The 12172-nt window shown below is 43.0% G+C and carries 9 protein-coding genes; 2 read left to right on the plus strand and 7 right to left on the minus strand.

Annotation, left to right across the window (positions count from 1 at the left end):
* Positions 1-129: 129 nt before the first annotated feature.
* On the minus strand, positions 130-774 hold the full coding sequence (locus tag I3249_RS06170) for a hypothetical protein (RefSeq protein WP_238069123.1): 645 nt from the start codon (positions 772-774) through the stop codon (positions 130-132).
* A gap of 524 nt (positions 775-1298) precedes the next feature.
* Here I3249_RS06170 and I3249_RS06175 point away from each other — a divergent pair.
* Both I3249_RS06175 and I3249_RS06180 read left to right on the plus strand, forming a co-directional pair.
* Positions 1299-1571, plus strand: coding sequence for an HU family DNA-binding protein (locus tag I3249_RS06175; protein WP_045445077.1), 273 nt, complete (start codon positions 1299-1301; stop codon positions 1569-1571).
* Between the two features lie 351 nt (positions 1572-1922).
* Positions 1923-3797, plus strand: a complete 1875-nt coding sequence (locus I3249_RS06180) for a SurA N-terminal domain-containing protein (protein ID WP_201580036.1) — start codon at positions 1923-1925, stop codon at positions 3795-3797.
* Positions 3798-3978: 181 nt separating this feature from the next.
* Here I3249_RS06180 and purH read toward each other — a convergent pair whose 3' ends face one another.
* The 6 genes from purH to mrcB all read right to left on the minus strand — a co-directional run bounded on the left by purH (position 3979) and on the right by mrcB (position 12105).
* Complete coding sequence (gene purH / locus I3249_RS06185; RefSeq protein ID WP_238069124.1) at positions 3979-5559, minus strand: bifunctional phosphoribosylaminoimidazolecarboxamide formyltransferase/IMP cyclohydrolase; 1581 nt, start codon at positions 5557-5559, stop codon at positions 3979-3981.
* A gap of 149 nt (positions 5560-5708) precedes the next feature.
* The gene (fis, locus tag I3249_RS06190) at positions 5709-6071 is read right to left on the minus strand and encodes a DNA-binding transcriptional regulator Fis (RefSeq protein ID WP_238069125.1); all 363 of its coding nucleotides are present in this window, start codon (positions 6069-6071) and stop codon (positions 5709-5711) included.
* A 178-nt stretch (positions 6072-6249) separates the two neighbouring features.
* Entirely contained in the window at positions 6250-7518 is a 1269-nt protein-coding gene (locus tag I3249_RS06195; RefSeq protein WP_269137219.1) for a DUF3426 domain-containing protein, read from the minus strand.
* Between the two features lie 172 nt (positions 7519-7690).
* The gene (gene prmA / locus I3249_RS06200; RefSeq protein WP_102090395.1) at positions 7691-8617 is read right to left on the minus strand and encodes a 50S ribosomal protein L11 methyltransferase; all 927 of its coding nucleotides are present in this window, start codon (positions 8615-8617) and stop codon (positions 7691-7693) included.
* A 133-nt stretch (positions 8618-8750) separates the two neighbouring features.
* The gene (locus I3249_RS06205) at positions 8751-9563 is read right to left on the minus strand and encodes a tetratricopeptide repeat protein (protein WP_238069127.1); all 813 of its coding nucleotides are present in this window, start codon (positions 9561-9563) and stop codon (positions 8751-8753) included.
* A 97-nt stretch (positions 9564-9660) separates the two neighbouring features.
* A complete protein-coding gene (mrcB, locus tag I3249_RS06210) occupies positions 9661-12105 on the minus strand; it encodes a penicillin-binding protein 1B (RefSeq protein ID WP_238069187.1) in 2445 nt (814 codons plus the stop codon).
* Positions 12106-12172: the final 67 nt, after the last annotated feature.

Consider the following 12172-nt stretch of genomic DNA (forward strand, 5'->3'; position numbering starts at 1 on the left):
AGATATATGAGTGAGACATAAGCAGCTTAGTTTGTCTGCTACAGATATATTTAACGAAGTAAAAAATAAGCGTTCAATATCTATAGAAGACATTGAACGCTTATTTATAGGTAATTCAGCAAACCAAAACTAATTCATCAATAGTGCGATGATTGAACCGATCATAATGACGAGGGCGACAACAGTGACAATCATCAGTGTCTTTTGCTTGCTCTGAAGCTCTCTTACGGTTGTTTCAAGTTCACGGTTTTTAATGGTCAAGGTATTAATCTGTGTTTGCTGTTCTTTAATACGCAGTTTGTAGTTGTTCTTTTTTTCTTCCAAGTCAGCTTCTGTAGGTTTGGTTTTAGTCTTGCCACCCTTTATCTTTTTGATCAGACCTTGAATCAAGCTGCCAAGCCCAAGTTGCATAATAAACTGTTTGACCAGTTGTACTTGAATCGACTCACCGCGCATCTGTAGCTTTTCAGTGGTTTCGCTATCATGAGTGGTGATGGCGTTGATAACTTGAATGCTATAGGCATTGATAACCACGTCAGGCTCACTACGACCAATCGGCAGCTGAGCATCTAGTAACACGCCCTTGGTACTAAAGGTGGCAAATACTTCTACATGTGGTAAATACAGGCGAAGTGCCACCACGGTGCCTTGCTTGGCAAGCGGATAAGCGGCTTTACGCAATTCAGGATCCAAACGTAACAGTAATGTCAGCGCCGACTCGATAAATACTAAAATGATATTAAGAAAAGAGTGAGACAACGTAGAACGCTTCATGTAAGTAATCCGTTTTTTATTTAGCAAGTTTTAGATATTTAGCAAACAGAAGTCTGTATTTGTCCAAGTCTTGCAGTGATATTTTGCTTATAGTAACGTCTTTATAATAAAAAGTAACGCTAGTTTCTGTAGTGGCTAAACTATTACATTACAATTTAGCAGTCAATAAAGACACTCTTATTTATGACCAGTAATATACAAACTTAATGTATAGCAATGCACAGACGGCAATTGACAAATCTGTCAAAGCGTAGAAAATAGGAAAGTCAATCGTCTCAGTTATGCAGACTCGGTTATATATAAATTCCTAACGCTTTGCGTAACATTAGGTGTCAAATACGTAGTGTAGAGCACAAAAATATGTAAAATCGCTTGCGCTCCTTATGCTGCCTTGATATAAAGACGATAACAAAGAAGAACCTGTTAATGCGCCAGTTAGGTAGTTTTTATTGCGTAAGCACCATGAGAGCGTTACAATACTTGGCGTGAGCATTTATTACCCCCTTAAACTTGAAGGAAATTTTATGAATAAGTCAGAATTAATTGATAGCATCGCAGACAAAAGTGGTCTAAATAAAACCCAAGCTGGTGATGCACTAAACGCTGTTATGGAAAGTGTTGGTGAAGCGCTAGAAGCTGGCGATAGCATCTCATTAGTTGGCTTTGGTACTTTCAGTGTGAAAGATCGCAAAGCACGCACTGGTCGCAACCCTAAGACTGGCGAAGAGCTAAGCATTCCAGCAAGCAAAGTACCAAGCTTCAAAGCTGGTAAAAACTTAAAAGAGCGCTTGAACTAAGCCGCCTTTTTAAGCGTAAAATGATAGTCGGTGGTCTATAGCTGAGGTAATGAGCTAGCCATCGAAGAGAGCACCTAATATTTAGGTGCTTTTTTTATCGCTATAGTTTGTATCATGCGTCGTGAATATTTTGAGTCTGCATGAAAAATCACGTATCATAGGGCGCGCGATAGGTGTGTCATTTAAGTCAGATTTCTTTAGTAAATTTTGTTTTTTACTATAAAATGCATACGCTCTTACTCTTACCATTGCGAGCTTAGATAGCACTGATGTTGGCAGGTTGCACTTAACAGCTCCTAACAGTATTACAATGGTTTTTCATCAATATAGGTTAATAAAGCAGAGATAACTATGGATAAATTGCGCGATTTCTTAAAAAGCTGGCCAGGTCGCATTTTATTGATTTTATGCCTATCGCCGCTCGCTCTCTTGGGTGTCGAAAGCTATTTTGGCGGCAACGTCGATCCCAACCAGATTGCGCAGGTAGGTGAGGCAAGCGTAGGACTGTCCGAGTATCAAACTGCTGTCAATAGCCGTCGTTCTGAAGTATTAGAGCAAGTTGAAGATGCCAGCTTATTGAATGAAGATGTGCTTCATGAGCAAGTATTAAAGGGTCTAATCGACCGTACGTTGTTAGAGCAGCAAGCAGGTAAGCTTGGTATGACAGTGTCTGACGACACGATCAATCGTTTGCTGCGTCAAGAAGAAATATTCCAAGATGCAGAAGGTAACTTTTCAAACGATCAGTTCTCAAACTTCTTGCGTCAGCGCGGCATGACCAAAAATCAACTATTTGCAGAATTTCGCAATCAGTTAAGCTTGGATCAATTGAACGCCAGTATTGTTGGGACGGCCGTCTATCCTATGCAAGCGGTCAGTCAATTGATTGACTTGCAACTTGAGTCGCGCAACGTTTGGGTACATCGCTTTAATTGGCAAGACTATGCTGACAAAGTTAAGCTTAGTAAAGCAGACATTCAATCATACTATGATGCCAACAAAGACACATTGAAAAGTGCAGCGATGGTTGACTTGGCTTATATCCAGCTTAGCCCGCAAACTATCAAGGTTGATGAAGTAACCGCAGAAGAGTTGCAGCAGCAGTATGAAGCATATAAGCAGAGCATTGCGGCTACTGATGAGCGTAAAGTCAGTCAGATACTGTTTACTGGTAAAGATGCCAAAACACGAGCCGATAAAGTGAAAGCGCGTCTGAATAAAGGTGAAGCGTTTGCTGCGCTTGCTAAAGCAGAGTCGGATGATCCATCAGGTGAAACAGGTGGTGATATCGGACGCTTTAATCCGTCAGTGTTTGGCAGTGACGCGGATACTGTGCAAGAGGCACTAGAAGGGTTGAGCGTTGGTGATGTGACTGCGCCTATCAAGACTAGCTTTGGTTATCAGATATTTACGGTTACTGAAGATAATGGCAAAAAAATTCCAAGTCTAGACAGTATGCGTGAAGAGCTAACTGCGAAAGCAAAAGAGTATAAACGTCAGGAAATCTATGCTGATAAAGTGACATCAATCAATGATTTGGCAGCAGATGGTTTCAGTATCGAAGATATTGCACAGCAAGAAAACGTCAGCCTCAAGCGTATCAAAGATTATCGTAAAGTGAACAACAAATCAGCACTGCCGCAACCAGTAGTGGTTAAACAGGCATTTGATGAGTTTACTATTCAAGATCAAGCGGTAACGGCAGGCGTAGAAGTTGGCAACGGTACCGTATGGTTACAGCCAAGCAATTATCGTCCTACTAAGACGCTTGCTTTGGCAAATGCAACTCCAAGAATCACTCAAATACTCCGTCAGCAGAAAGCGACAGCATTAGCTTTAAAAGATGCTAAAGCATTGGCTGCTGGTATCAAGACGCCAGCTGATATAAGTAAGCAGTCGGTAAGCTTCCAATCACTGGGTGAGATTAACCGTCAAACGACGCAGCTAACAGACAAAGAGCGTGGATTGGCATTTAGCCAGCAAGCCGCTGATAATGGCGTCGTTGCGATCGCTAGTGAGACTGAGATGGGTGCAACGCTACTGGTTGGAGACCGTATTAAAACTGAGCAGCAGTCGCCACTGTCTGATATGCAAAGAGCGCAAACAGCCAGTATCATTCGTGACAATTTAGGCCAAGACCAGTTGCAAGACTATTTGGACTATCTACGTATGGTGTATACGGTTGAGATTAATGAAAGCAACATGGCAAACGCACAAGGACGCTAAGTATTTGCTAGTTTATTATTCTTAGATATTAAAAAAGCCACTGTATCGATTGATGCAGTGGCTTTTTTGTGGATGATGCTTTAACGATAATTATCACAAATGTTATATAGACTGAAAATTAGTCGCAGTGACAAATACAATTGCTGTGACTAATCCCAGTCTTAAACTAATAGGTGATTGTTTAATGGCGGAAATGACGCATGCCAGTGAATACCATTGCAATGCCATGCTCATTAGCTGCTGCAATGGTCTCGTCATCACGCATAGAGCCACCTGGCTGAATGATAGCAGAGATACCTACTTCAGCAGCATTATCAATGCCATCACGGAAAGGGAAGAAGGCATCTGATGCCATAACTGCACCTTCGGTAGCCAATCCAGCATGTTCCGCTTTGATAGCAGCAATACGTGCTGAGTTGACGCGGCTCATTTGACCAGCGCCAACACCGATAGTGCGTTGACCTTTGGCATAAACGATGGCATTAGATTTGACATATTTTGCCACGTTCCAGCTGAATAATAAATCAGCAACCTGTGCTTCAGTTGGTTGAACATCAGTAACGATTTTTAGATCGTTTGCCGTAATCAAACCAAGATCTTGCTCTTGTACGAGTAGGCCGCCATTGACGCGTTTGTAGTCAAGTTGACTATCACGCTGATCTGGTGCGGGTAGTTCGCCACATACTAATACGCGTACATTTTTCTTAGCAGCTGTCGCTTCAAGTACACCGTCTTCGATACTAGGTGCAATGATTACTTCTACAAACTGATTGTCGATAATGGCTTTTGCAGCAGCAAGCGTTAACGGACGGTTGAATGCGATGATACCACCAAAAGACGATTCAGGATCGGTGCTAAAAGCAGTACGATAAGCCGTTACTTGGTCATTATCAACCGCGACACCGCAAGGGTTGGCATGCTTAACGATAACGCAAGCAGGCGCGCTGAAAGCTTTAACGCACTCAAGTGCAGCATCGGTATCTGCGATGTTGTTATAAGACAATGCTTTGCCTTGTAACTGCTTAGCTGTCGCGATTGAGGCTTGTTTACTTTTCAGAGGCTGGTTTTCAGTATAGAAAGCCGCGTTTTGATGCGGGTTTTCACCGTAGCGTAGGTCTTGTGCTTTTTCAAGCTGTACATTGAATGTGCGTGGGAAATTTTCTGGTTCTTGAGTTTCGTTGACACGGCTACCTAAGAAGTTGGCAATCATACCATCGTACTGTGCAGTATGCTCAAACGCCTTTACTGCCAAGTCATAACGTAAAGCAGTCGTCAGTTCGGTGCCACCGTCTAACGCATTAAGTACACGGTCATAATCAGCTGGATCCGTTACGATACCTACATGAGCGTGGTTTTTCGCCGCTGAACGTACCATGGTAGGGCCACCAATATCGATGTTTTCGATAGCGTCGTTCATAGTCACGTCGGCACGTGCGATAGTTTCAGCAAACGGATATAAGTTCACGACGACTAAGTCGATACGTTCGATCGAATGATCGCTCATAACTGCATCATCTGTGCCACGGCGTCCTAGGATGCCACCATGAATCTTAGGATGTAGCGTTTTAACACGACCATCCATCATTTCAGGAAAGCCTGTGTAATCTGATACTTCAGTCACGTCGACATTGTTTTCTGTGAGTAGACGATAAGTACCGCCAGTAGATAATAAACCAAAACCTGCTTTGAGAAGGCCTTGAGCAAACTCGACGATATTAGACTTATCGGAAACCGATAGTAGGGCAAGTGGGGTTGTACTCATAAGAAATTTTCCATAAAAAAAGCCTGACGTAAACGTCTGGCAAGGTGATGATGACAATGGTATGCCGTATCATGATAGATAAAGCGCGGAACATTTAATTGCCATACATAATGATAGTCAATGATGATGGGTAAGCTCATATAACAATGCTACATTAAATCATAGGTCTTCATTTTTTTGCGCAAAGTGCCTCGATTTAGGCCTAATATCTGAGCACATTTGGTTTGGTTGCCTCTTGTTTTTTCTAGGACGACAGATAAGAGAGGCTCTTCGACTTGCTTTAAAATCAGCTCATATAAATCAGTAGGCATCTCATCTCCTAGCATCGCAAAGTACTGACGTACCACACGCTCTACATGAACTCGTAGAGGTTGCTGCGCACTATTTGTATAGTGTTGACTAGCAAAATCAAAGCCGTGCGTAGGTGGTTGGTATTCGTCTTTATTATAATCGGCAGGGTGCTCAGAGCTTTTAGCAAAATGATTGGCATTATGCTGTGCATGAGGTGCCATAAAATAATATCCTTGAGATGAAGAAAAATTCTGATTGTGAAGGGTCAGAACCATAGTATATCAAATTAATATCGCCTAGCGCTGATAGATTCATCGTTATCTTGGCTATCACGGTTTAATTGAAAGTGAATTTACGGTGTGTTTTCTACTCAGACTTATTTATATATAACACCCTACTTTAATAAAGAGCGGTCATAGTAATGTCGCGAATTTGCGCATTAGCGACAGGGATAGTAAATAATAGCTGTCTATCTGTACTGGCAGCTAACTGACTTTGCTTGCCTAATAAATAATCGTTTGGATCTGCAATGAACTCTCCAATAATTTCATTTTTACCATAAACGCTTATTTTTACATTTGGGTATAGTTGTGCTTGCGGGCTGCCATTACTCAGAGTAGCGCCTATATCACTAAATGTACCAGCAGTTTTAATCTGACTGCTTCTATGAAAGGTATTGTTGATGGTAAACGCTGATAAGTCTGCACTGGGCAAGCTGCAGGCAGCGACAGAGCAGATCGATTGGAGACGCTGAGCATAGGCTGGGTTTTTGACTAAATTTTCTAAGTTAAAAATAACATACTGAGCCACGAGTAGCAGTGCTAGAACCAAACAACCTAGTATCCATAACAATGACGCAATTGAACGTGTCGTTTGGGTTGGTGCAAACGGTAGCTGTGTTTTTCTTAAACGTTCGTCGGCAACAGGGTCTTCATCTTTAACGGGTACTCCCATATCGGATAGAAGCTGTGATAAGTCTGTATCATCTGGCGGTGTTTCTTCGTCTTGATTTTGTTCTTCTAATAGTTTTTGTAGCCATGAATTGTTATCAGTACTCTCAACATTGGCATGAATATCATTGGCCGCTGCCGAGCTAAGCATGTCCTGTGTTGATGCTGATGCTGATGCTGATATTGTACTAGTAGATGGTTTCTTTGTTGATGGATTAGGGATTTTGATAGTTTCTTTAGAAGAGGGCGCTTTTGGTTTTTCTGTGGTTGCTGCGCTAGGATTGGTATTACTGGCTTGGGTTAACCATGCATCCATATTATCTAAAGAGTCATACTCTTGAACGTCTTCTTCTGGCTCGTCTATATCCATATCGTCATGGATTAAACCATCATAATTTAAAGTATCAGATGATTTTTTCTTACTGATTGAAGATGTAGGGCGATTTGGCACATTTTGAGGTTTATGCTGATTACTATTAGTAGACGTTTTTTGCTCGTTTGATATTGGTTGAGTTTGAGCTTTTTGTTGAGCAGGAATATTTTTTTGTGGTGTTGGTTTTTGAATGACCTCAGAATTTACCACAAGATGTTTATTGACCAAAAAACTTTGCTGGCACCGATCACAGCTGATGGTAGCATTGACTTGATTTAGTTGAGTTTGTTTAACGCTATAGCAAGCTTGGCAATGGGGGCATTGGGTTTTTATTGGCGTGGTCATAGAGGCGAATCCAAAAAAGTATGGTTATCAATACCGCTTAGCCACTCACCAATAGCTGCCCACAATACGCATTTTACTTATTTAATTTCGATGAATTGTAGGCAAAGACAGAGTGGCGTCAAACACATAACATTTGACTGCCCTCTATCGTAACAGATGTAATTAAATGTTGCTAGCTAGTAAATGTACCTGATAAACGTTGCCAATGCTGGTCTTCTTGCGCAGTAAAAGCATGCTTAGGATCCAATGCAAAATATGGCTGATAAGCTTCAGTGACTTGCTCGGTTTGCGACTCAATCAAACCTGCCAAAACGATACGGCCCTTTGGCGCAATCAGTGTTGCAAAGTAAGGTGCTAAACCAATAAGCGGCTTTGCTAAAATATTGGCAACAATCACTTCTACAGGCAACACATCATGTTGCGAGCAATACTCTGTAAATTCTTCTGGTAGAAATGCCTGTAAACGATCGCCTACATTGTTGCGTACCGCATTCTGATTGGTAGCAAGTACCGCCTGCGGGTCGATGTCGACTGCATATACCTGACGTGCACCCAATAGTAAAGCAGCAATCCCTAGAATACCTGAGCCACAACCATAATCGATAACCACTTTGTCTGTTAGGTCTTGCTCTGTTAGCCAGTCTAGACATAGGCGAGTCGTAGCATGATAGCCAGTACCAAATGCCAAGCCTGGGTCCATAATGATATTGGTGGCTTCAGGGTTAGGCGGCGTTAGCCAGTCAGGTACAATCCATAAGTCATTAGCACATTCGATAGGATGATAGTTGCTCATCCACTCGCGTTCCCAGTCCTTATCATCAACAGCCGTTAGCCAAATACGAGTAGCCTGTACTTGTGCAGCAATTTCATGACTTAATTGCTCAACCGCTTGACGACTGCCAGCATCAGTAGTCGCATCAAATAGTCCTGTTAGTATCACCTCATCCCAAAGCGGTGATTCACCTGGGAGTGGCTCAAACAAAGGTTGATCGCCAGCATCATCTAAAGCTATTGATAATGCGCCTGCTTCTAACAAAAGCGCTTCAGCTAAGTCGACGTTTGATTTTTCGCATTGTAAATGCAGTTGTTGCCATGCCATAAAGATAACCTTAAGCGGAAATAAAAATAAGTGTAGGTGTTAGGGGTTGCCCTAGATAAATCTACATACAATGAAATGCATGCTGCATATAGATGTTTTAACTAATGAATCTGAAATGTGCAGATATCAGCTATTAGCGTAGTGCTTGTTTTGCTTCATTGACCACGCGTGAGTTACCTTGAGCTTGTCCTGATTGCAATATAACTTGCCATAGTGCTCGTCTACGATTGCTATCTTGAGAGACGCTAAGACCACGACGTGCCATCGCTTCTGCCTTACGAGGTTGGTTCTTTTTTAATGCTACTTGTGCCAAGTAGAAATATACCGCCGATGACTTAGGCGCTAGACGCTGTGCACGGGTAAAGCTGCTCTCGGCATTGGTTAGATTGCCCGCTTTCAACTGACTGATACCTACTTGCATCAAATTGCGAAATGCAGGTAGATTACTATTGTTGCTGGCAGATTGTTGAGTACGTTGCTGCGAGTTTCTTCTAGCGTGCTCAAGTAGCTCATTATGCGACGGTACTGATGGTTCAGAGATTATATAGTCATTACGAGAAGGCGCAATGATAATAGGGTCAGGCTGCGTCACTTCTGGTGCAGGAGGCGTAAATACAGGGGTCTCTTGCGTTAACGGATTTGGTGTTTCGGACTGTTCAACTGCATCGTAAGGCTCGGTTGGGTAGTTGCTTTGATCATTTGCTTCCGTGACAGGCGCTTGAGCAGTTGTCGTTGATGGCACGGTCGGTTGTGACGTTGGTAATATTTGAACAGGCGTTGTTTGCACTGTGGTCGATGTGCTAGGTGCTGTTTGACAAGCACTTAGGCTTAGCATGCCAACGATCGCGCTACCTACAAGTAAAGCGTTGCTTGACGTAATTTTATTACGCCATAGCAGCATTGTTTGTTTTACTGAAGTAGTTGTCCGTAAAGATGACACCATCATGTTAAAACCTTTTTTAAATATTAAAAGCTAAATACCAAAAACATTATTAGAGCTATTTAACAGCTAGAACCATTCAACAGCTAGAGCCATTAAATAGCTAGAACCATTCAACAGCACGGTCATACCAAGTATCAGCACGGTCTTCATCACCTTCACTTTGCTCGCTGCTACCTTCTGCACCATCAGACTCAACAGCTTCACCATTTGGAATCTCTAAACCTTCGCGGCGACGTTGTTGATTGATATCACCTTGCTGATTTTGGAACTGTGTCTGTTCACGAGCGCGATCTTGCTGATACAGGCTCAACGCACAACTGCTGGCTTCTTCTGGTAGATGAGCTGACATTACTGGTAAGTAGCGAGCGTTCGAACAGCGTTCATTAGACAGTTTGCCTGAATTGTTCTCTAGCCATAACCACTCGATACCTTCTGGCTCTGGTAGGGCAACTGGAGTCAGTTTTAGGCGTTTCATATAATCTACCCAAACTGGCAAGGCGCCAGTACCACCACTTAAACCAATCGGTTTATTATCATCACGGCCAACCCAAACGACACTCACATAGTTGCCACTATAGCCTGCAAACCAAGCATCGCGGTAGTCGTTTGTCGTACCTGTTTTTCCTGCTAGGTTTAAATTGCTGCCGAGCGATTGTGCACGTCTGGCTGTACCATTTGAGACGACTTGCTGTAATGCATAGTTGGTCAAAAAGTTGGTCTCAGGTGGAATACTGCGCTGAGTGTTAAGCCCAGTACGCTGTAAAATACGGCCGCGATCATCAATGACTGTGCGGATACTATGAATAGGCGTACGGAAACCACCAGTGGCAAATACTTGGTAAATACCAAGCATGTCCATCGGGCTCAAATTAACTGAGCCTAATAATGCTGATGGGTAAGGCGGGATTTTTTCTTTGATACCCATGCGCTGTAACTGCTTAGCAAAGGTATTAACGCCGAACTCCATACCTAAGCGTACTGCCGCTTGGTTATATGATTGAGACAGTGCCGTGGTAAATGGTACATAGCCATGATCACGGTTGTCGTAGTTTTTAGGGTTCCAGTCAGTACCGTCGTTTAGATTGACCGTAATAGGGGAGTCATCTACTGAACTGGCTAAGTTGTAACGACCGCTCTCAAGCGCAGTCATATAAATGATAGGCTTCAGCAACGAGCCGACTTGGCGTTTGGCATCGACCGCGCGGTTAAACCCTGTAAATTCACTACCACTACCCACGACAGACACTAGCTCGCCAGTCTCAGGGTTGGCACTGACTAACGCACCTTGTAAATCCTTAGTTTTGCTACTGTTACGGCGTAGCTCACCAAGTTTTCTATCAACGGCTTTGTCTGCGGCCAATTGAGCGATAGGGTCTAGAGTACTGATAATAATCAGACCTTCGTTCTTGAGGTCGTCAGAATAATAAACGGTATTTAGCTCACGTTTGACAATATCTAAGAAGTCAGGGAACTGGCTTTTGCCTTCAGCAGGCTTATCCACGATGCCAAGCGGTTGCTTTAAGGCTTTGTCGTAGTCTTCCTGGCTCAGTGTGCCCATGGTCAGCATGTTGTTAAGTACCACGTCACGGCGTGCTTTTGAGTCATTTGGATTGCGACGTGGGTTATAGATACTTGGACCTTTTGCCATACCAACCAGCATCGCTTGCTGATCTAAGCGCAGCTCATTAAGAGGTTTGTCAAAATAAAACTGTGATGCCAAACCAAAACCATTGATAGAGCGATTGCCATTTTGACCCAGATAAATCTCATTCAAATAGGTCTGTAAAATTTCATCTTTGCTGTAATGCAGCTCAAGTAGCACGGCCATCAATGCTTCATTGGCTTTACGTTTGATAGTGCGATCTGAGTTGAGATAAAAGTTTTTGATCAGCTGCTGGGTGATGGTCGAGCCACCTTGTCTGGCACCACCAGTAAAGTTATTGATTACGGCACGGGCGATACCACGTACCGATACCCCTTTATGCTCATAAAACGCGCGATCTTCGGTAGCGATAAGGGCATCAATTAACGGCTGAGGCACTTCGTCCAAAGACACAACCATCCGATCTTCATTGCTGTCGGGATAGATCCCACCGATATTGACAGGCTCTAGACGAATGATACCGCTTTTGGCAGGCAGAGTACTTTGAATAGACTCTACTTTATTGCCAGAAATCGTCATTTTGATGACTTGCTCGGCATCTTTATCATTGGCGCTATAAGTAAAGCCGCGAGTGTGAATAAAGTAAGTATTACCTGTCCGATGATAGGTGCCCGTGCGATCATAAGCCTTGTTGCTTTGATAATTGAGCAACTCTAGCCATGTCTTCATCGTATCTCTATCGACATTGGCGCCTTGATACAGCTCAAGCGGCTGCGAATACACTTTGGCTGGAATGTCCCAGCGCTTGCCCTCAAACTTATGAGTAATGGTGCGATCAAGTTTGATCAAATATAGCGCCAACAGCACCATGCCTGCGATGATGATAATTAATAGCAGACTACTAAAGACCAAGCCGCGCTGCTGCGAGGGTAGCGTGTGCATAGCAGACTTAGATGACGCTGATAACTTGGTATTTGGTAACTTGTAATTAGGTTTTTGCACGGATGTC

This window comes from Psychrobacter sp. Ps1 (genome assembly GCF_022129425.1).
Lineage (GTDB): Bacteria > Pseudomonadota > Gammaproteobacteria > Pseudomonadales > Moraxellaceae > Psychrobacter.

Excerpts from the sequence above, each read along its gene's own strand:
- I3249_RS06175 (WP_045445077.1), top strand. The coding sequence starts at position 1,299 with ATGAATAAGTCAGAATTAATTGATAGCATCGCAGACAAAAGTGGTCTA.
- I3249_RS06170 (WP_238069123.1), bottom strand. The coding sequence starts at position 774 with ATGAAGCGTTCTACGTTGTCTCACTCTTTTCTTAATATCATTTTAGTA.
- I3249_RS06195 (WP_269137219.1), bottom strand. The coding sequence starts at position 7,518 with ATGACCACGCCAATAAAAACCCAATGCCCCCATTGCCAAGCTTGCTAT.
- fis (WP_238069125.1), bottom strand. The coding sequence starts at position 6,071 with ATGGCACCTCATGCACAGCATAATGCCAATCATTTTGCTAAAAGCTCT.
- I3249_RS06180 (WP_201580036.1), top strand. The coding sequence starts at position 1,923 with ATGGATAAATTGCGCGATTTCTTAAAAAGCTGGCCAGGTCGCATTTTA.
- prmA (WP_102090395.1), bottom strand. The coding sequence starts at position 8,617 with ATGGCATGGCAACAACTGCATTTACAATGCGAAAAATCAAACGTCGAC.
- purH (WP_238069124.1), bottom strand. The coding sequence starts at position 5,559 with ATGAGTACAACCCCACTTGCCCTACTATCGGTTTCCGATAAGTCTAAT.
- mrcB (WP_238069187.1), bottom strand. The coding sequence starts at position 12,105 with ATGCACACGCTACCCTCGCAGCAGCGCGGCTTGGTCTTTAGTAGTCTG.
- I3249_RS06205 (WP_238069127.1), bottom strand. The coding sequence starts at position 9,563 with ATGATGGTGTCATCTTTACGGACAACTACTTCAGTAAAACAAACAATG.